Below are 20616 nucleotides of genomic sequence, written 5' to 3'. Positions count from 1 at the left end.
AACTCCCAACTCCCAACTCCCAACTCACATCTCACATCTCACATCTCACATCTCCAAATAATACTTCTTCCCATCAGTTTTAATCTTCCCTGCATCCAGTAACTCTCTTATAGCATCAATTCGATCTGTTTCTGTGCCGTTTTTAATATGAATAACCAAATCATCAAGGCTGAGCGTTTGTTGCTGGAGCAAAGAAATAATTTCATAATCGATTTCTTCCCGTACAGAATGGTGGTTTTCGGCTTTCTTTTCGGCCAGACAAACGTCGCAAACGCCACATTTTGCAGCATGGTGTTCATCAAAATAATGAAGTAGCTGAATACTTCGGCATAAATTAGACGAAGCATAGGCTACCACAGCATTGATCTGTTTGTGTAGAATATCCTTTCTCAGTTCCAGATATTTCACATCCAGATCAAAATGATCCATATCTACCCTCGGCCTGATATACTGCAATTGCGGCTGGTCTGTTTGCTGAATATAAGTGAGCAACTCGATTGCTTGTAATTTATTTAGCAGAACAACAACGTCCTTATACGATAACCCTGTTCTTTTAGCCAAATCTGCTTCATTGATTTTAACAAAGCCATCAAAAGCCCCACCATATGAGCGTAAAATTGTCTTTATAATCCCGTCATAGGCCTTGTTTTCGATCTGAAAACGATAAATATCCTCGTGACCGGCGATAAACATGATCCTGGAGGGTAGGAAAACACTTTCTGAAAAGGTAATATAGCCATCATGTTCCAGAAATTTCAGTGCATAAATTGTTTTTAAAACGTTAACGTTAAATCGTTTGCAAAAATCAGCGATATCGAAAGCAAAGGTTAAACCTTCGCCCGCGCCAAATGCCAGTTGAAAATAATTGCCCAGGTAATGATATGTTTTTCTGATTTCTTCTGATGAGGGAAAATTATCTAAATACCTTGATTCTAAGCCAATAATATCGGCTTGATTAGCCAATAAAACGGCATAGCTTCGTTTTTCATCGCGCCCTGCCCTGCCGGCTTCCTGGTAATAGGCTTCTAAACTTTCTGGCAGATCCAAATGCACCACAAAACGAACGTCTGCTTTATCTATTCCCATTCCAAAAGCATTGGTAGCCACCATAATCCGGATTTTGTTGTTCTTCCATTCTTCCTGCTTCAAAAAGCGTACATCACGTTCCAGTCCGGCATGATAAAAATCGGCTTTAATTCCGTTTCGGTTGATAAAATTGGCTACTTCTGCAGTTTCCCGGCGATTGCGAACATACACCAAACCGGTACCCTTCACATTTTTGCAGATATTGATCAGCTTTTTATATTTATCTTCATTACCAACAACCACATAACTTAAATTATCCCTGGCAAAACTTTTCACAAAAACCTGTGGGTCTTTCATTTCCAGTTTGGCTAAGATATCTTGTCGTACAAATTCGGTCGCGGTTGCAGTAAGTGCCAGAACCGGGATATCAGGTAAAATTTCGCGCAGTTTGGATAGCTGTAAGTACGGCGGACGAAAATCGTAACCCCATTGCGAAATACAGTGTGCTTCATCAACCGCAATCAGATTTACATTCATGTAAGAAATCCTGACCTGAACCAACTCCGACAGCAATCTTTCAGGAGACAGATACAGGAATTTCACTTTACCATAGATGCAGTTATCAAGCAAAATATCGATTTCACGCTTACCCATACCGGCATAAATGGCTATGGCCTCGATCCCTTTCGATTTCAGGTGTTCTACCTGATCTTTCATCAGGGCAATCAGCGGAGAAACCACGATACAAATTCCTTCTTTTACCAGTGCTGGTACCTGAAAGCAGATTGATTTACCTCCGCCTGTTGGCAAAAGTGCTAAAGTGTCTTTTCCCTCCAAAACCGAAGCAATAATGTCTTCCTGTAATGGTCTAAAAGCCTGATGTCCCCAATATTTTTGTAAAATCTCTATTGCTGTCATAAATCGGCGATATCAAAACTATACATTTAATCCAAAATCGCCACTTATTATTGTTGGAAATTGAAAAAATCATCTTTACAAAAGATTCTTAACTTTGCTCAATAAGAAGGATTAAATTTATAGAATGCTCGTCTCGATCCGATGGATATCGGATGAATCGAAGCGAAATGCCCGCCTGTGCGGACAGGCCTGCCAGTAGAGGCGGAGAGAAATCTACAATAGATTTAGCTTCGCTGAGCCTTCGGGTTCTCGACTGCGTTACACTTCGCTAGAAATGACGGACTTGATTGAAATAAATTATTCAAAACTCTCAGTAGTACTGGAGAGCAATGTAAAGTACAAACTTATTAAGCATCATAAAACGTTCAACAGTTTGGAGACAATTGAAATTTTAAAAAAATTACTTCAAAGAAAAATACAAGAATTGTTTAAATAACCATCCAGTACATATAATGAAACACTTTTATTTTCTAGCCGCTCTCTCGCTATTATTTTCTACTGCTAATGCCCAGGAAAAAAAATGGGACATTGAAAAATACCAGGGCACCACGAAGAATTTCACGTTAAATACGGATGAAGGTACGTGGATGAACCTGGATGTAAGTCCTGACGGGCAGGAAATTGTTTTTGATTTACTGGGCGACATTTATGTTATGCCAATCACGGGAGGCGTGGCAAAACTGATTAGCGGAGGTGTTGCTTGGGATGTTCAGCCGCGCTTTAGCCCTAACGGAAAATATATTTCCTATACGAGTGATAAAAGCGGTGGAGATAACATCTGGATCATGAACCGGGATGGTTCTGGTAAAAAACAGATTACTAAAGAAAACTTTAGGTTACTGAATAACGCCACCTGGATGCCAAACAGCGAATATATTATTGCACGCAAGCATTTTACGGCTAGCCGTTCTTTAGGCGCAGGCGAAATGTGGATGTATAACATCAATGGCGGAGACGGTGTGCAGTTAACCAAAAGAAAAAACGACCAGCAGGATGCAGGTGAGCCGAACGTGTCACCCGATGGCAGATATGTTTACTTCAGCGAAGATGTAAGTCCAGGCCCCAATTTCGAATACAGTAAAGACCCCAATGGAACCATTTATGCCATCCGCCAGCTGGATTTAACTACAGGAAAATTAATCACCCTCATTGATGAACAGGGTGGTGCCTGTCGTCCGCAGGTTTCTCCTGACGGAAATTTAATTGCCTTTGTAAAACGCGTAAGGTTAAAATCTACCTTGTACGTACAAAATCTTAAAACCGGAGAAGAGTGGCCTGTAAATGAAGATTTATCCCATGATCAACAGGAAACATGGGCTATTTTTGGAGTCTACCCAAATTTTGCCTGGACACCGGATAGTAAAAGCATCGTTTTTTATGCAAAAGGGAAAATCAGAAAAACTGAAATTGGTACATTGATCAATACCACTATCCCCTTTCAGGCCAATACCATCCAAACCGTACAAAAAGCACTACATTTTGAGCAGCAGGTTTTTAGTAACGAATTTTCCGCAAAAATGTTAAGGCAATTAACTACCTCGCCTGATGGAAAGACAGTTGTTTTTAACGCAGCAGGATACTTGTATAAACAGGAATTACCAGCAGGAATACCAGAAAGGTTAACCAACGGACTGGATTTTGAATTTGAACCAGCCTTTAGCCCTGACGGAAAATACGTTGTTTATACGACATGGAGCGACGAGTTGCGCGGAGCAATAAAACGGACGGATGTGAAATCTGGAAAAACCATTATGTTGAGTGATGAAAAAGGATTTTATTATTCGCCCCAATATTCTGCCAAAGGAGATAAAATTGTTTTCAGAAAAGGAAGTGGAAACGATATTTTAGGATATAACTTTGGGCGTGGCACGGGTATTTTTATCATGCCGGCCAATGGTGGCGCTAAAACGTTGATTTCGGATAATGGCATCCGCCCGCAATTCAATAATACCGACACCCGTATTTATTTTCAGAGTTATGCCGATGGCAAAAAAGCGCTGAAAAGTATCGACTTAAATGGAGCAAATGAAAGAACACATTTTACTTCTCAATATGCAAATCAGTTTGTGATCAGTCCGGACAATAAATGGTTAGCCTTTAACGAATTATTTAATGTTTACATCACACCGATGATTAATATCGGTACGCCGCAGGATGCATCTGCAGGCAATAAGGCTATCCCGGTCACCAAAGTCACTACTGATGGCGGAACATACATACAATGGAGTGCAGATAGCAAAAGCCTGCATTGGACATTAGGTCCCAGGTATTTCACTATTGATGTAAACAGTGCATTCAATTTTGATGGAACTACGCCTAAAACGGAAGCTGCTGCAATAGACATTAATTTGGTATTAAAGTCTGATATCCCTACCGGAACAGTTGCACTGAAAGGAGCAAGAATTATTTCGATGAAAGGCGATGAAGTTATCGAAAACGGAACCATCATTACCAACGGAAATAAAATTACGGCGATAGGAAAAGCAGATGCGGTAAATATTCCGGCCAACGCCAAAGTAATCGATGTTAATGGTAAAACCATCATGCCGGGCATTGTTGACGTTCATGCCCACTTGCGGACGAGTCCGGATGGAATAACGCCGCAGAGCGACTGGAGTTATATGGCTAACCTGGCTTTTGGTGTAACCACTTCACACGATCCGTCAAGCAATACTGAAATGGTTTTTAGCCAGAGTGAAATGCTTAAGGCCGGCAGAATGATTGGTCCGCGGGTTTATTCTACAGGATCAATTTTATATGGTGCTGATGGTGATTTCAAAGTTGTAATTAATAGTCTGGATGATGCATTATCCAACCTGCGCCGTTTAAAGGCCGTTGGCGCATTCTCGGTTAAATCTTATAACCAGCCTCGCAGAGAGCAACGTCAACAGATTTTGGAAGCAGCCCGTCAGCTTAAAATGGAAGTTGTACCTGAAGGCGGATCTACATTTTTCACCAATATGAATATGATTGCAGATGGACATACCGGCATTGAGCACAGTATTCCTGTTTTGCCGGTTTACAAAGATGTGACCACCCTTTGGAACAATACGGAAGTAGCCTATACCCCTACTTTAATTGTAGCTTATGGTGGCCAGTGGGGCGAAAACTACTGGTATGACAGAACCAATGTTTGGGAAAACGAAAAACTGATGACTTATACACCCCGTTCCATTATTGATGCAAGAGCCCGCCGCCGTACTACATCAGAGTACAGCGACTACAACCATATTGAAGTTGCCAAAGCCACCAAACAAATTGCTGATGGTGGCACCAAAGTTAACCTTGGTGCACATGGGCAGATTCAAGGTTTAGGAGCGCATTGGGAACTGTGGATGCTGGTGCAAGGTGGCTTTAGTCCGCTGCAGGCCATCAGGGCAGCTACATTGAATGGGGCGAGTTATTTGGGCATGAATAAAGAAATTGGTTCATTAGAAGTGGGTAAACTTGCAGACATGGTGATTATGGATGCAAACCCTTTGGATGACATCCGTAATTCGGAAAAAATAAAATATGTCATGATCAATGGCCGGCTTTATGATAGTGCGACATTAAATGAGGTTGGTACGCGTGAAAAACTTCGTGGCAAACTGTGGTTTGAAAATGCAAAAGGAAACGGCTATATTATTCCAAACGGAGCGTCAGAAACCTGGACTTTTACTGTTCCACATTGTGATTAATCAATAAATTTGAAAATAGTTTCTGATCAGATGAGATTTTATATCACATTAATATTGCTATTTGTCCTGGTAGATATTTCAAGCGCACAATACCTTTACCATCAATTGGAAGAGAGACACAGTGCTGATGAAATCAGGAAAGACATTGATCAGTTATATACGGATTTAAAAAAGCATCATCTTCAACTTTACCAATATATTAAAAAAACGAGATTTGAATGGCAGATAGATAGTCTAAAATCATCGATTGAAAACCCATTAACATCAGCAGATTTATATCTTAAATTATTACCCCTATTAAGTGAAATTGGAGATGGACATTTAAAGATTGATTTTTTTGAACCAGCAAAAGTAACTGATAGTGATTACCTTAAATATGGCAGGCCTTATCTATCTCCCTTTGAGCAATTAAATTTAAAGATTATAAATGGAAAGATTTTTATAATTGAAAATCAAGATCGTAACTCGAAGTTGACAGCTGGATCAGAAATTGTTAGTATAAATGATCTTCCATCTTTTGAAATCATTAAGAATGCTTTACAAAAATGCTTTTCAGACGGATACAATAGCACATTTAAATATTTTTTATTGAACAATGGAAATCTAACCAATATCTGGCAGATCTTTAAGAATAAAGACAGTTTAAATGTGGTATTCCGACAGGGTAATATTCTGGATAGCACCTATCTTATCGGAAAACCTTATGATATTAAAGTTGCTCTGCAAAACAGCAAACACAAGGGACCCTTTCAGCTCAAATTTTTGGATTATAAAGAACTGGGCACTCATACTGCATATTTAAAAGTAAATACCTTTACAGCCAAATTGGAGCAGGCTGACGTTGATCTTTTTAATAACCAGCTATCAAATATGGAAAATCTGGTACTAGATTTAAGAGGCAATACAGGTGGTGACATCTTTTTGATGTGTCATTTTTTAAAGTTTTTTATTAAAAAGCCTATATGCCCCATTGAATTTCCACAGGAACTGATTAAAGGAGTGTTATTACCGACTTTAGACAGTAATCGACGAAAGCAGATTAATTATGTTAAAGAATTTAACCGAAACGGCTATGGAAAGCTGATTCCTTTTAGCAATGCTTACAAAAACAAATTATACATTCTGGTAAATGGAGGAACATTTTCTGCGACCAGTATATTTGCAAATACGCTCTCCTTGGCAAAAAGAGGAATTTTGATTGGTGAGGAGACAGGCGGAGGAAGAAATAACATAAACGCAGGCACGTATTTTAACAGTAGATTAAAAAACACGGCAATTGTATATAGCATCGGAATGATCCCTTTTAAACTACCAGAGCCGTCGCTCACGATTGGTCATGGTATAATCCCCGATATAAAAATCAACTATACTTTGGAAGATTATTTGGATAACAAAGATCTAGAGCTAAATTGGGCAATTCAAGATATCAAAAAAAAAGGTAATTTGTAATTGTTATATGAAACCGAATAACTTCTACTCCATAGCATCAATCATATTCCTAATCTTAGGCATAGCGGTATTCTCTTACAGCGGATATTACATTTTGGGTATTCAGATGGTAAACCTGTTTTTAGCACTAATTGCAATGGCCTATATCACTGCATTTATATCGGTGATGAAAGATAGAAAATCGGTTGTTTCATGGCTGCTCTTAATCTTAAATTCGATCGTACTGATTTGCATCATTTACTTTCTAACGCACTTTAAAATGAAGATGTAATTTCGATCAGGTTTGCGCTCGTTTCTAACGAGTGTAGCTATAGAAAGACGATTGAATCGTCAGGCTGTTTCACGCTCGTTGGAAACGAGCGTGAGCACTTATTTACAATACTAAAAAAAACATATTCAGGTTTGCGCTCGTTTCTAAACGAATGCTGCTATAGAAAGACGATTGAATCGTCAGGATATTTCACGCTCGCTGGAAACGAGCGTGAGCACTTATTCACAATACTAAAAGACCATATTCCCGCAAGGTATTGATGGGTTTACCATACCAGAAAAGCTCAAAATTTTCCATTTCCTGTTCAAAATTCGCCTTAATCTCCTGAAAAGTATATACCTGGTCACTCGAGATTGAAATTTTACTTAAAATGGCCATTAACCATTCGCCTTCTTTTTTATTCGTTTGAACGGTAAAGGTTTCTTTTTTATCATGGAAAGTAAGCGAGGCCATTTCCCAGGTATTTCCTTTTTTCGATTTTGTAAAATAGGCAAGGGATGGCTTTCCCCCTATCCATACTACTTTAGCGGTTGGTTTAGTACTAAATTGAGCGCCGTCATTTAATGCTTTTTCAATAAAGTCAGCAGGAATTTTTGTTCTTGGAATTTTAAATTCAAACCAATCCTGCAATTCATAATCAAAACAGATGCCATGCATAAAATTAAACAACGACTTTTTTAATCCATAGCTAAATTTATTGTGGTCTATCCCTGTTTTATCGACATAATTGATATCATTATTGGCAAAGGTCCCGATAGTTTCTGTTTCTTTAACTACGCCAAATTTTTCTGGATACATCCCGACAGGGCTATGGGCGGTCATGGCAAACTGGTGCCAAAAGCCAGATTGTAAAATACCAGCTTCAAACAACTGTCGTACCATTTCTAAACTATCAACTGTTTCCTGTACGGTTTGCGTAGGATATCCGTACATCAGATAAGCATGTACCATGATGCCGGCTTCTGTAAAGTTGCGGGTAACCTTTGCTACCTGTTCTACCGTTACCCCTTTATCAATCAGTTTTAACAAACGATCTGATGCGACTTCCAATCCCCCTGAAACCGCAATGCATCCTGATGCCTTTAATAGCAAACATAAGTCACGAGTAAAGCTTTTTTCGAAACGGATATTGGTCCACCAGGTAACCGCCAGTTTCCTTCGAATAATTTCAAGTGCAACCTCACGCATTAGCGCAGGTGGTGCCGCCTCATCGACAAAATGAAAGCCATTTTGCCCGGTTTTGGCATATAAATCCTCTACTCGATCAACAATTAACCTGGCAGCAACAGGTTCATAAACTTTAATGTAATCCAGTGATATATCGCAAAAAGTACATTTGCCCCAATAACAGCCATGGGCCATGGTGAGTTTGTTCCAGCGACCATCACTCCACATCCGATGCATGGGGTTTACAATTTCAATTACAGAAATATATTTATCCAACAGCAGACCAGCATAATCTGGTGTACCTACGTCGGCCTGTTTATAATCGTTTCTAAAAGCATCATTGCGGTAAACTACCTTGCCATTTTCGAGCAGAAAAGTTCTTTTGTAAAAGTGAGCCTCTGCTGGGATCGGGTGTGTAATATTATGATATAATAATTCAATCGGAAGTTCGCCATCATCCAACGTGATGTAATCAAAAAATTCAAAAACACGCGTATCTGATAAAGATCTTAATTCGGTATTGGGGAAACCGCCACCCATCGAAATTTTAATTTCAGGGTAATTGGCTTTTATCCATTGCGCACAGCGAAAAGCACTGTATAAATTACCAGGAAATGGAACAGAAATCAAAAATAATCTGGGTTGAATGGTCTCAATTTTATCTTTTAAAACTGAGATTAAGATCCGATCTATGTAGGTGGGTTGCTTTGATAAGGCATTATATAACTCATCAAAAGAATTTGCGCTTCTGCCCAAACGTTCAGCATAACGGCTAAAACCAAAATTTTCGTCAATACATTCAACAATATAATCAGATATGTCTTCTAGATAAAGCGTAGCCAAATGTTTGGCTCTATCCTGTGTACCCATGGCACCAAAAGCCCAGTCTAATTCTTCCAATTGCGAAAAACGTGAAGCCTGAGGCAAAAAATCATCACTGCAGATTTGTAAAGCCAATGTTGGGTTTTTGCCTTGTAAAAAAGCGATTACCGCGTCGATGGTTTTTAGATATTCAACCTGTAGGGCAAAAATACGTTTGGCATTTTCGCTTATGGGCTTTGGATGTCCAACAACCTGTTCGGTATAATGGAATAGATCTTGTAATCCTTTTTTAGAAAACAATTCTAAAATCACCTCAATCCCCAAATCCGCCTGAGTAGCGTTTATACCTTTGGTATTCAGAAAACCTTTTATATAAGCCGTTGCCGGATAGGGAGTATTCAGTTGGGTAAAAGGCGGCGTGATGGCAAAAATTTCGGTTTTCAAAAGGTATTGTTTTTTTGCAAAAATACAGGATTTTTTAATAGGGTCGTCACCCTGAATTCATTTCAGGGGCTATTTTACATGCAGATGGGATATGCAAGCTAAATGGACACCATTTTCTTTTTGTAAAATAAGTCAGACGGTTATCTGGTCAGCAAAAGGTGCTGCATTGGAAAGGCAACTATGCAAACTAAAAGCTTAATAAATGCGTTCTAAACTTACATCAATACCTTTTTTGCCTGAATGAAAGTTTTTTGTTTTTATATCCTGATGCTCTGCGTGCAACTCAGCTTTGCACAAAAAACATTTGTATTCCCCAAAATTAAAACACAGGGAACTTCTGTCGAAGAGTTTACCCCCGCCAACTGGACGGCTATAGATCAGGCTCATGGCGATTTAAATAACGACGGCTCTGATGATTTAGCAATAGTTTTTGAATACCATAAGAGAATCGATGAGACCAGGGTTTATGGCGATAACATTAGTGCAATCATCAAGGAAACACAAAAACCGAGAATCTTGGCCATATTTTTCAAGGACCAATCAACCGCTGCATTTAATTTATCTACACAGAATAATGATTTTATACTACGTTCGGAAGAGGGCGGTAAATTAGGAGACCCCTTACAGCAGATTGCCATTAAAGATCAACAGCTTTATCTCCGTTTTCAGGGTGGTTCCGAATGGCGCTGGGAATTAGGCTACACCTTTAAATTTGAAAATAAAGATTGGTTTTTAACGAGTGCAATTAACCTTTATTATAATCAAAACAATGGCGACATGACCGAACGCGTATATGATTTTAAAACACGCGAATTATTTACAACCGTAGGCAACCTGCACAGAAGAGATATCGCAAATCGTAAAACGAGTGAAGTTTTATATTTTTCGCAACTCAGAACATTTAAAACCTTTAAAAAACCCTGGGCCTGGGAAATTATGCCCAACGTTTATTTGTAGCTAATGAGGTTAGCGCCGGGTTTTAGGTTTGATTTTAGCAACAATAAGACCTGCGGAACAAATTCTCTTAGCGTCATATATGTATTATCGGATGCATTTAAGACAATGATTGGTAGTGTATATTTAGCGAAATTCTGCTGAAACTGTAAATTTTTATCAAAGGTAATCAATACTTTAAAACCATCAGCAATCATTAATTTAAGCAAATCACCATTCTTAACGCCATTCCAGCCCATATCCCTAACAGTATAAATCTCATGTTCAGAAAAATGTTCTTATAGTCTTTTGGGGAGATTTTCATCAAGAAGCAATTTCATATATTTTATCTATACGATCTGAAGTTATTAATTTGTTCACGACTTCTAATACATTAATTACCTGAACCTTAGATACACTTGGAAAGTCTTCTAAAAATTCATCGATAGTAATTCCTTTTTCAATATGAAAAAATAATGTTTCAACGGGTACTCTGGTACCTGCAAAAACAGGCAAACCGCCTAAAACATCAGCGTTTGTTGAGATAATATCTTTTAATGCTTCCATAGTGTATCAAATTTACTGATTATTGTGGCACACTTTAACTCATCCACATGTAAATACTTTAAATATTTAGTGTAATTTAGCAAGAACCATGGTTTTTGATCAAATAAACCTGATAGAATAGAAAGCCCGAAGCGTAGTGAAAACTTATACAAACGTCTCAGGTTTGTGAAAACCTGAGACGTTTAATAACGATCAAATATTCTGTGCAATCACAAAACCACTGGCCCAGGCCCATTGGAAATTATAGCCACCAAGCCATCCGGTAACATCCAAACATTCTCCGCCAAAAAAAAGGTTGGGGATTTTCTTACATTCCAAAGTTTTGGAAGAAATTTCATTGGTATCAATTCCGCCACGCATCACCTCCGCTTTATCATAACCTTTATCGCCCGCAGGCTTCACCTTAAAATAGTGGATCGTCTGTTCAATTAAATTAATCTCTGCATTTGTTAACGCGGCAACCGGTTTATTTAAAGGTAAAAATTTGCCTAAGGCATCTGTAAATTTTTTGGTATAGATTCGGTTCAGCAGTGTTGACAATAAAGTTTTACCATTTGTTTTTCTTTCTTCGTCCAACAATGAAACGATATTTTGATGCGGCAACAAATTTAAATTGACTGTTTCTCCCCTTCTCCAAAAAGAGGAAATCTGCAAAATAGCCGGACCGCTCAATCCCCAATGCGTAAACAGGATATTTTCTTCAAAGGAAATTTCGTCGTTACTTACTTCACAAAAAACAGTATTGCCCGAAAGTTGCGCAAACCACTCTTCATCTTTACCTGTAATGGTTAAAGGAACTAAGGCGGGAGCAGTTTCAATAATCTTCAGGTCATGTTTTCTGGCAAAACGTAAAGCAAAATCAGTAGCGCCCATTTTTGGAATAGGTAAACCTCCCGTTGCAAGTACCAGTTTCGCGGCTGTCAAAACAATTCTCTTACCATTTTTATCATAACTCACTTTAAAACCTTCAGGCAATATTTCAATATCCTTTACGTCGGCATTACACCTAATTTCCTGTCCGAAATCCTCGCAGATGGAAGTGAAAACCTGCACCACATCTCTGGCATTTTTATGGTCAGGGAATAATTGGCCTAAAGTTTTTTCCTTGCCATTAATGCCATAGGTTTCAAAAAAGCTGATGGTGTCTTCAACTGTCCATTGGGTGAAAGCCGATTTTATAAAATGTGGGTTGGCTGATATAAACTGCTCTGCAGATGCATATTGGTTGGTGTAGTTACAGCGCCCACCGCCTGAAATTAAAATTTTGGCGCCAGGCTTTTCGTTCCTTTCCAGCACAATTACCTTCTTACCCAGATAGCCTGCCTGTACCGCACACATCAATCCGCAGGCACCTGCCCCAATAATTATTGCATCAGCATTCATCAATAAAATTTATTATGGTTACTTTTGCACAAAAGTAGCATTATTTTCAAGCGCATGGCAAAACAGATTAGCGAATTAAAATTAGGTATTTTAGGTGGCGGACAACTGGGCAGGATGCTCATTCAGCAAGCTATTAATTACAATGTAACTACGTTAGTTTTGGACCCGGATCCTGATGCTCCCTGTAAACACATTTCCAATTACTTCGAAAACGGCTCCATTACCGATTTCGACACCGTTTACAATTTCGGTAAGAAAGCTGATATCATTACCATCGAAATTGAAAAGGTAAATATCGATGCCCTTGAGCAGCTTGAGAAAGAAGGAAAAAAAGTATTCCCTCAATCAAGGGTAATCCGTTTGATCCAGGATAAAGGGGTACAGAAACAGTTTTTTAAAGAGAATGATATCCCGACCTCTCCTTTTCAGATTGTCAACACAAAGGAAGATATGGAAAACTGCAATATTCCTTTTCCATATATCTTAAAGCTGCGTAAAGATGGTTATGATGGCAAAGGTGTAATGAGAATCAATAGTGCTGCCGATCTGGACAAAGCATTCGATGCACCTTGCATTGTTGAAAAGCTGGTCGATTTTGAAAAAGAAGTGGCTGTAATTGTAGCACGCAACGCCAATGGTGATGTAAAAACTTTCCCAATGGTGGAAATGGAATTTAATCCCGAAGCCAACCTGGTAGAATTTTTAATTTCCCCTTCAACTTTTGCTGAAAGTTTACAACATAAGGCAGAAAACATTGCGAAGAACATCGCTTCAGCTATGAATATTACCGGAATTTTAGCGGTAGAAATGTTTGTCTGCAGAGACGGGGAACTACTGGTAAACGAGGTTGCTCCGCGCCCGCACAATAGCGGTCACCAGACCATTGAGGGCAATTATGTTTCTCAGTTCGAACAACATTTACGTGCTATTTATAACTTGCCATTGGGCGATACGAGCAGCATTACCAATGCCATTATGATCAATCTTCTGGGAGAAAAAGGCTTTGAAGGTGTTGCACAATATGAAAATCTGGAAAAAGTACTCGCCATTGATGGCATCTATGTTCACCTCTACGGCAAAAAATACACTAAACCTTTCCGTAAAATGGGCCATGTAACCATTGTTGATATCGACAGGGAAAAAGCGATTGAAAAAGCACGGTTTGTACAAAAAACGTTAAAAGTAATTGCGTAAGCCCCTCGAAGGGAAGTCAATTACAAGGGGAATTATAATATTTAGAAAAAAGAATTAAAAGAGATATGAGTCAAGGAAATTCAAATTCGGCATCGGTGGGAATTATCATGGGTAGCAAATCAGATTTACCTGTAATGCAAGATGCTGCTGATGTATTAAAAGAATTTGGAATCAACTACGAAATTACGGTTGTTTCTGCACACAGAACACCAGAACGTATGTTTAATTACGCTAAAGAAGCCCAGAGCCGTGGCTTAAAGGTTATTATTGCAGGTGCAGGCGGTGCAGCCCACTTGCCGGGTATGGTTGCTTCTATCACTACCCTACCCGTAATCGGTGTTCCGGTTAAATCATCGAATTCTATCGATGGTTGGGATAGTATTTTATCCATTTTACAAATGCCAAATGGTATTCCGGTAGCCACTGTAGCCTTAAACGCCGCAAAAAATGCTGGTTTACTGGCCACTCAGATTTTAGCTACTGCTGATGAATCATTAACGGTTAAAATGCAGGCTTATAAAGATGAGTTGAGGAAAAAAGTGGAGGAAAGTGCTGATAGTCTAGAGTCCTAAGTCTGGAGTCGGGAGTCTATTCTTAGTGTTATCGCTATGCTGAACTTGTTTCAGCATCTTGTAGGAAGCTAGTCAATGGAATAAATCAGTCTGACGATAAAAGTCTCTAAATACCATTAAGGCATTTTCAATTGATATTAATCGCCACAAAACTTACTGAATAATATAAAAACGTGCGATGTAAAATTAATTTTAACAGCACTTTTTTTTTATTCTATATCTATAATATCAGCTGGTTTGCAATCCAATACTTTGCAGATTGCTTCCAACGTATCGAACCGTACGCCCTTCGCTTTTCCTGTTTTTAATATAGAGAGGTTTACAATGGTTAAACCAACCTTTTCGGATAATTCAGTTAACGACATTTTCCGTTTGGCCAACATCACATCTAAATTTATAACTATAGGCATATCTTAGTTTTATACGAATGATTCGTTTTCTTGTTTGATATCAACTCCCACTCTAAAAGCAAGTCCAAATGTCAATATAATCAAGCCTATGATGGTTTCAGAAGCTATAATATGTTCACCATTACTTAAAGCATATTTGGAATCGTTTAAACGCAACTGATCAATGCAAGAAACAAATAGTTCTTGAGAAAGCCAACTTACCACTGGCAAACACATTAACAATAAACTTCCCCATATTATAATCGACGCATTTCTTGTGGTAAATACGTTATCCTTTGTAAGCGATTTGAAAAACATTTTTATCAGCGCAATAATTACTCCAATAACTAACCAATAAACAACAATTGAAAACTGAAACAATAGAGCTGGTAAGGAGAATAATTGATCATAAGTCCTAAATCTTAAATGAACCAAAGCCCTATCAGTTTTTTGTATCACAACCGTGTCGTGAAACCAAGATTTTAATGGGTCTTCAGCAATTTTATTTGTGAAATAATTGAGTTTTACATTGTATACTTCGTAGCTCTTAACTGCCTTACTAATTGCCGGTGAAGAAGATGTAAAAAGTTGTTGCAGCAAAAATATCACATAAAAAGCCAATACTATGGTAGCCAATCTATTTATGTTTCTAATTAACTTACTTTCTGAGAGTTTCATAAATAATAATTTAAATACGAAACAAACATAAATAAATTTAAAATAAAACAATAAATATTTATCGTTTTATTTTAAATAAATAATTTCTGAATTGGCTATTGGATTAATCAGTTCAAACTCGGATCTACCGGAAAATTACTGATATGCGCATACTTCGGGCCGAGGTTCACAATTACATCCCGCCAAAGTTTTTCATCATCGTTACCAAAAATCAGGTCAGGGTTAAAACTATCACTCACCATCCAGGCATTCTGTTCTATTTCGCGAACAAGTTGTCCGTGATCCCAGCCTGAATAACCCATAAAAAATTTCACCTCATCCTCTCGTATCGCATTGGTATTGATCAGGATTTTAAGGGTTTCGAAATTTCCGCCCCAATATAAACCATTCCCGATAGGTTCGCCACTTTGTAACTTGTCGTAACACCGATGAATAAAGTGCAAGGTATCGGCAGCAACAGGTCCGCCGAAATAAATATAATTTCTGGCATCCCATAAATCGGGTATCACATCGTTCAATACCAGGTTCCCTACCTGGTTGAGAATATAACCTACCGATCCATCCTCACCATGCTCTGCTAACAATACCACTGACCTTTTAAAATTGGGATCGGCCATAAATGGTTCTGAAATGAGCAAACGGCCGGTTTTTGGTTTTATATTGTTCAGCATGATGATAATCATTTGTTACACCGTAAAAGATGTCTATTTTTGTTAAATGCAAGTTACAAATGAATTTCTACAAAACCTGCGCCAAGATTACAAAAGTGCTTCGCTAGATGAATCTGACGTTGATCCGGATCCGATTATCCAGTTTCAAAAATGGTTTCAACATGCTGTTGATGCTCAAATATACGAACCTAATATAATGACTTTGGCTACAGCAGATAAAGCTGGCCGGCCCGATGCCCGTATTGTTTTACTTAAAGGTGTTGATGCAGATGGGTTCAGGTTTTTCACCAATTACCTGAGTGCTAAGGGAAAAGAATTAAAACGCAACCCTTATGCAGCCTTAGTTTTTTTCTGGCCTGAACTGGAAAGACAGGTTAGAATTGAAGGAACAGTAGAAAAACTGGATAAAGAAACATCAGAAGCCTATTTCAATACCAGACCAATTGCCAGTCAGATCGGAGCTGTCGTTTCCCCGCAGAGCCAGATTATTCCGAACAGGACATTTTTGGAAGAAAAAGTGGAAGAACTTAAAGCTAAAAGTGCTGGCAAAAGTGTGGCCAAACCGGCGCATTGGGGCGGTTATATTGTTAAACCAAACCGAATAGAGTTTTGGCAAGGCAGAAGAAGCCGGTTGCACGATAGGATAAACTTTGAACTGGTAAAAGGAAGCTGGACAAAAACCAGATTGGCACCTTAGCCTTGTTCAGAAAAACCGATATAGATTAACATGACAGGAAATCTTTTTTTACACAATCGTTCATTAGAAATTCCTCTTTAATTTTAAAGAATGAAACACATCGCAGTTATTGGATCAGGAACTATGGGAAATGGTATTGCCCATACCTTTGCACAATTTAATTATAAGGTCAACCTGATTGACCTCAATCAATCGGCATTGGATAAAGCCCTACAAACCATTACCAAAAATCTGGACAGACAAGTTGCCAAAGGAACCTTAACAGAAGAGCAGAAAACGAATACCCTGAATGGTATCAGTACTTATACCTCGATAAAAGAGGGGGTTCAAAGCTGTGATTTAATTGTAGAGGCTGCTACAGAAAATGTAGACTTAAAATTAAAGATTTTTAAGGATTTAGATGAATATGCACCTGCACATGCTATCCTTGCATCCAATACTTCTTCTATTTCGATTACGCAGATCGCTGCTGTAACCGGTAGAGGTGACCAGGTAATCGGTATGCATTTTATGAATCCTGTGCCGGTGATGAAGCTAGTAGAAGTAATAAGAGGTTACGCCACAAGTGACGCAACGACCAATACTATTATGCAACTCGCTCGGCTACTGGAAAAAGTTCCTGTGGAGGTAAACGATTATCCTGGCTTCGTAGCCAACCGCATTTTAATGCCCATGATTAATGAGGCAATTTATACTTTATATGAAGGAGTTGCCGGCGTTCACGAAATCGACACCGTAATGAAACTTGGAATGGCGCACCCCATGGGTCCCCTTCAGTTAGCCGATTTTATTGGCCTGGATGTTTGCCTGGCCATACTAAAAGTATTAAATGATGGTTTTGGCAACCCGAAATACGCGCCATGCCCATTACTGGTAAACATGGTGGCAGCAGGTAAAAAAGGTGCTAAATCGGGTGAAGGGTTTTATCAATATACTTCAGGATCGAAAGATCTAATTGTTTCAGATAAATTTAAAAAATCCTAATTTTTTTAGCATTTAATTTTATATTTGTAGTATGAATGAGCATTTGGATCCTGAAGCAAGTCACTTAACCCCTACCGATCGTGATATTGAAAGGGTTTTAAGGCCGCAGGCTTTCGAAGATTTTACCGGGCAGGAGAAAGTGATGGAAAACCTGAAGATTTTCGTTCAGGCAGCAAAACTTCGTGGCGAAGCGCTGGACCACGTGCTATTACATGGCCCCCCCGGATTAGGTAAAACCACGCTTTCTCATATCATTGCCAATGAAATGGCTACCGGTATTAAAGTCACATCAGGCCCGGTGTTGGATAAACCCGGTGATTTGGCGGGTTTATTGACAGGTCTGGATGAAGGTGATATTCTTTTTATTGATGAAATCCACCGTTTATCTCCTCTGGTAGAAGAATATCTGTATTCGGCCATGGAAGATTTCAAAATCGATATTATGCTCGAAACCGGACCGAATGCCCGTTCGGTACAGATCTCGCTTAATCCATTTACATTAGTTGGAGCTACTACACGATCTGGCCTGTTAACGGCACCTTTAAGAGCCCGTTTCGGAATTAACGCCCGTTTGGCTTATTACGATGCTAAATTACTTACCACCATTGTGTTACGCTCTTCAGAAATACTAAAAACGCCGATTAGCGACGAAGGTGCCTATGAAATTGCCCGCCGTAGCCGTGGTACACCCCGTATTGCCAATGCACTTTTACGCAGAACAAGAGATTTTGCACAGATTAAAGGAAATGGAACGATCGACACCGAAATAGCCCGTTATGCACTGGACGCACTGAACGTAGATGAACACGGCTTGGATGAAATGGACAATAAGATCCTCGTTACCATTATCGATAAATTCAAAGGTGGTCCGGTAGGTTTAAAAACCATTGCCACGGCTGTTGGAGAAGATGAAGGCACTATTGAGGAGGTGTATGAACCATTTTTAATCCAGGAAGGTTATATCATGCGTACATCACGCGGACGTGAAGTAACAGAAGCTGCATATAAACATTTGAAGAAAAATTTCCCTGGACAAACGGGAAAGTTGTTTTAGTATATTATACTCCTTAAGACCCTGAAATAAATTCAGGGTGACGTTACTTCCGTTAATCAGGGTGACGTTATTTGTGTTATTGTTGTATCAAATCAAACGTTCCGTTCTCCTGAACTTGCTTCAGGATTTTCAAAGAAATATATATTTCATCTGAACATTTAGCCCCTTTTTGTGTTCCATTAAATACAAATCAAACTCTATGAATATTGTATTACGTAAACTAACGCTCGAAGATTACGCTGACCTCAGAGAATCAATGCTACAGGCTTATGATAGCATGGGAGGTTCCATCTGGCCAAAATCAAGCATTGCAAAACTTTTAAACATTTTTCCGGAAGGGCAGCTCTGTATCGCTGTTGATGATAAAGTGGTAGCCTGCTCATTGGCTATTATTGTAAACTATGATGAATATGGAGATCGGCATACCTATAAACTGATTACTGGTGATTATTCTTTCACCACACACGATCCAAATGGCGATACCCTGTATGGCATAGAAATTTTCGTACATCCGGAGTACAGGGGCCTGCGCTTGGGAAGAAGATTATATGAAGCCAGAAAAGAACTCTGCGAAAGCCTTAACCTGAAAAGCATTATTGCGGGTGGAAGAATTCCGGGTTACCATCAATATGCTGAACAATTAAGCCCCAGGCAATACATAGATAAGGTAAAGGCTAAAGAAATTTACGATCCTACGCTCACTTTTCAGATTTCTAATGATTTTCACGTAAGGAAGGTATTAAAAAATTATTTACCAGGTGATAAAGAATCGAAAGAATATGCCACTTTAATTGAGTGGAATAATATTTATTACCAGGGTATTGATGCCTCTGCCCGTTCGGCCATGACCATTCGTTTAGGTCTCGTGCAATGGGAAATGCGTTTGTTCCCCAATATGGAGGCTTTTTATGAACAGGTAGAATTTTTTGTGGATGCTTTAAGTGGCTACAAATCAGATTTTGTAATGTTCCCTGAGCTATTCAATACGCCCCTGCTCCAACCATACAACCACCTACCGGAAATTGAGGCTATGCGTAAACTTGCTGAAAAGACCGAAGAGATTGTGCAGAAGATGCATGAATATTCGTTGAGCTACAATACCAATATTATTACCGGCAGCATGCCACTTATTGAGGATGGCAAACTATATAATGCCACTTACCTTTGTCACCGTACAGGTAAAATAGATGAGTACAGGAAAATTCACATTACCCCTAACGAGCAAAAATATTACGGCATGATTGGTGGAGATAAAGTGCAGGTTTTTGATACGGATTGTGGTAAGGTGGGTATTTTGATCTGTTATGATGTAGAATTTCCGGAATTGAGCCGTATTTATGCAGAACAAGGCATGCAGATTTTATTTGTACCATTTCTAACCGATACCCAAAATGGTTATACGCGCGTTCGCCATTGCGCCCAGGCCAGGGCCATAGAAAACGAATGTTACGTAGCCATTGCGGGCTGTGTAGGCAATTTACCTAAGGTGAATAATATGGATATCCAGTTTGCTCAGTCAGCCGTTTTTACGCCATCTGATTTTGCTTTTCCAACGAATGCCATCAAAGCGGAAGCGACACCCAATACCGAGATGGTTCTGGTGGTAGATGTCGACTTGCACTTGCTGGATGAACTTCATCATTACGGTACCGTGAAAATTTTAAAAGACCGTAGAAAGGACCTTTATCAGGTTAAACTTTTAAAATAGTCCTCATAA

18 protein-coding genes are annotated in these 20616 nt (G+C 39.0%); 10 read left to right on the top strand and 8 right to left on the bottom strand.

Annotation, left to right across the window (positions count from 1 at the left end; all coding sequences use genetic code 11):
• Positions 1 to 45: 45 nt before the first annotated feature.
• Complete coding sequence (locus QZ738_RS12690) at positions 46 to 1944, bottom strand: ATP-dependent DNA helicase RecQ (RefSeq protein WP_293788082.1); 1899 nt, start codon at positions 1942 to 1944, stop codon at positions 46 to 48.
• Positions 1945 to 2396: 452 nt separating this feature from the next.
• Between QZ738_RS12690 and QZ738_RS12685 the strand changes: the two genes are divergently transcribed.
• The 3 genes from QZ738_RS12685 to QZ738_RS12675 are packed head-to-tail and all read left to right on the top strand — an operon-like array spanning position 2397 to position 7344.
• Entirely contained in the window at positions 2397 to 5624 is a 3228-nt protein-coding gene (locus QZ738_RS12685) for an amidohydrolase family protein (RefSeq protein WP_293788080.1), read from the top strand.
• Between the two features lie 9 nt (positions 5625 to 5633).
• On the top strand, positions 5634 to 7073 hold the full coding sequence (locus tag QZ738_RS12680) for a S41 family peptidase (RefSeq protein ID WP_293788078.1): 1440 nt from the start codon (positions 5634 to 5636) through the stop codon (positions 7071 to 7073).
• A gap of 7 nt (positions 7074 to 7080) precedes the next feature.
• Complete coding sequence (locus QZ738_RS12675; protein WP_293788076.1) at positions 7081 to 7344, top strand: hypothetical protein; 264 nt, start codon at positions 7081 to 7083, stop codon at positions 7342 to 7344.
• Positions 7345 to 7566: 222 nt separating this feature from the next.
• Here QZ738_RS12675 and QZ738_RS12670 read toward each other — a convergent pair whose 3' ends face one another.
• The gene (locus tag QZ738_RS12670) at positions 7567 to 9777 is read right to left on the bottom strand and encodes a radical SAM protein (RefSeq protein ID WP_293788075.1); all 2211 of its coding nucleotides are present in this window, start codon (positions 9775 to 9777) and stop codon (positions 7567 to 7569) included.
• Between the two features lie 240 nt (positions 9778 to 10017).
• Between QZ738_RS12670 and QZ738_RS12665 the strand changes: the two genes are divergently transcribed.
• Positions 10018 to 10734: a hypothetical protein gene (locus QZ738_RS12665; protein WP_293788074.1), complete on the top strand. Its 717-nt coding sequence runs from the start codon at positions 10018 to 10020 to the stop codon at positions 10732 to 10734.
• Here QZ738_RS12665 and QZ738_RS12660 read toward each other — a convergent pair.
• The 3 genes from QZ738_RS12660 to QZ738_RS12650 form a co-directional block, all read right to left on the bottom strand.
• The gene (locus QZ738_RS12660) at positions 10725 to 10970 is read right to left on the bottom strand and encodes a hypothetical protein (RefSeq protein WP_293788072.1); all 246 of its coding nucleotides are present in this window, start codon (positions 10968 to 10970) and stop codon (positions 10725 to 10727) included. The genes QZ738_RS12665 and QZ738_RS12660 overlap by 10 nt on opposite strands.
• Before the next feature lie 64 nt (positions 10971 to 11034).
• A complete protein-coding gene (locus tag QZ738_RS12655) occupies positions 11035 to 11277 on the bottom strand; it encodes a DUF433 domain-containing protein (protein WP_293788071.1) in 243 nt (80 codons plus the stop codon).
• A 192-nt stretch (positions 11278 to 11469) separates the two neighbouring features.
• The gene (locus QZ738_RS12650) at positions 11470 to 12660 is read right to left on the bottom strand and encodes an NAD(P)/FAD-dependent oxidoreductase (RefSeq protein WP_293788069.1); all 1191 of its coding nucleotides are present in this window, start codon (positions 12658 to 12660) and stop codon (positions 11470 to 11472) included.
• A gap of 54 nt (positions 12661 to 12714) precedes the next feature.
• On the opposite strand from QZ738_RS12650, the gene QZ738_RS12645 reads away from it, so the two are divergent.
• Together QZ738_RS12645 and purE are read left to right on the top strand one after the other, a co-directional pair.
• Positions 12715 to 13854: a 5-(carboxyamino)imidazole ribonucleotide synthase gene (locus QZ738_RS12645; protein WP_293788067.1), complete on the top strand. Its 1140-nt coding sequence runs from the start codon at positions 12715 to 12717 to the stop codon at positions 13852 to 13854.
• Between the two features lie 65 nt (positions 13855 to 13919).
• Entirely contained in the window at positions 13920 to 14426 is a 507-nt protein-coding gene (gene purE / locus QZ738_RS12640; RefSeq protein WP_293788065.1) for a 5-(carboxyamino)imidazole ribonucleotide mutase, read from the top strand.
• Between the two features lie 209 nt (positions 14427 to 14635).
• Here the strand turns inward: purE and QZ738_RS12635 are convergent, their stop codons facing one another.
• The 3 genes from QZ738_RS12635 to QZ738_RS12625 all read right to left on the bottom strand — a co-directional run bounded on the left by QZ738_RS12635 (position 14636) and on the right by QZ738_RS12625 (position 16164).
• The gene (locus QZ738_RS12635; RefSeq protein WP_293788063.1) at positions 14636 to 14836 is read right to left on the bottom strand and encodes a helix-turn-helix transcriptional regulator; all 201 of its coding nucleotides are present in this window, start codon (positions 14834 to 14836) and stop codon (positions 14636 to 14638) included.
• A 9-nt stretch (positions 14837 to 14845) separates the two neighbouring features.
• Positions 14846 to 15493: a DUF2975 domain-containing protein gene (locus tag QZ738_RS12630; RefSeq protein ID WP_293788061.1), complete on the bottom strand. Its 648-nt coding sequence runs from the start codon at positions 15491 to 15493 to the stop codon at positions 14846 to 14848.
• Between the two features lie 107 nt (positions 15494 to 15600).
• A complete protein-coding gene (locus QZ738_RS12625; RefSeq protein ID WP_293788059.1) occupies positions 15601 to 16164 on the bottom strand; it encodes a YqgE/AlgH family protein in 564 nt (187 codons plus the stop codon).
• 46 nt (positions 16165 to 16210) lie between these two features.
• Here QZ738_RS12625 and pdxH point away from each other — a divergent pair, with 46 nt between their 5' ends.
• The 4 genes from pdxH (at position 16211) to QZ738_RS12605 (ending at position 20607) form a co-directional block, all read left to right on the top strand.
• Positions 16211 to 16861 (top strand): pyridoxamine 5'-phosphate oxidase, encoded by a 651-nt coding sequence (gene pdxH, locus QZ738_RS12620; protein ID WP_293788057.1) that lies wholly within the window; start codon positions 16211 to 16213, stop codon positions 16859 to 16861.
• 90 nt (positions 16862 to 16951) lie between these two features.
• A complete protein-coding gene (locus QZ738_RS12615) occupies positions 16952 to 17845 on the top strand; it encodes a 3-hydroxyacyl-CoA dehydrogenase family protein (protein WP_293788055.1) in 894 nt (297 codons plus the stop codon).
• Between the two features lie 31 nt (positions 17846 to 17876).
• On the top strand, positions 17877 to 18899 hold the full coding sequence (gene ruvB / locus QZ738_RS12610) for a Holliday junction branch migration DNA helicase RuvB (RefSeq protein ID WP_090979571.1): 1023 nt from the start codon (positions 17877 to 17879) through the stop codon (positions 18897 to 18899).
• A gap of 199 nt (positions 18900 to 19098) precedes the next feature.
• Positions 19099 to 20607 carry a bifunctional GNAT family N-acetyltransferase/carbon-nitrogen hydrolase family protein gene (locus tag QZ738_RS12605; RefSeq protein WP_293788052.1) on the top strand — a complete coding sequence of 503 codons (1509 nt, stop codon included), beginning with the start codon at positions 19099 to 19101 and terminating at the stop codon, positions 20605 to 20607.
• Positions 20608 to 20616 lie beyond the last annotated feature (9 nt).

Origin of the sequence: uncultured Pedobacter sp. (assembly GCF_913776295.1) — a bacterium.
In the GTDB taxonomy this organism is placed as follows: Bacteria; Bacteroidota; Bacteroidia; order Sphingobacteriales; family Sphingobacteriaceae; genus Pedobacter.
Note: the sequence above shows the minus strand (reverse complement) of the source record. Positions and strands in the feature narration are given on the sequence as shown.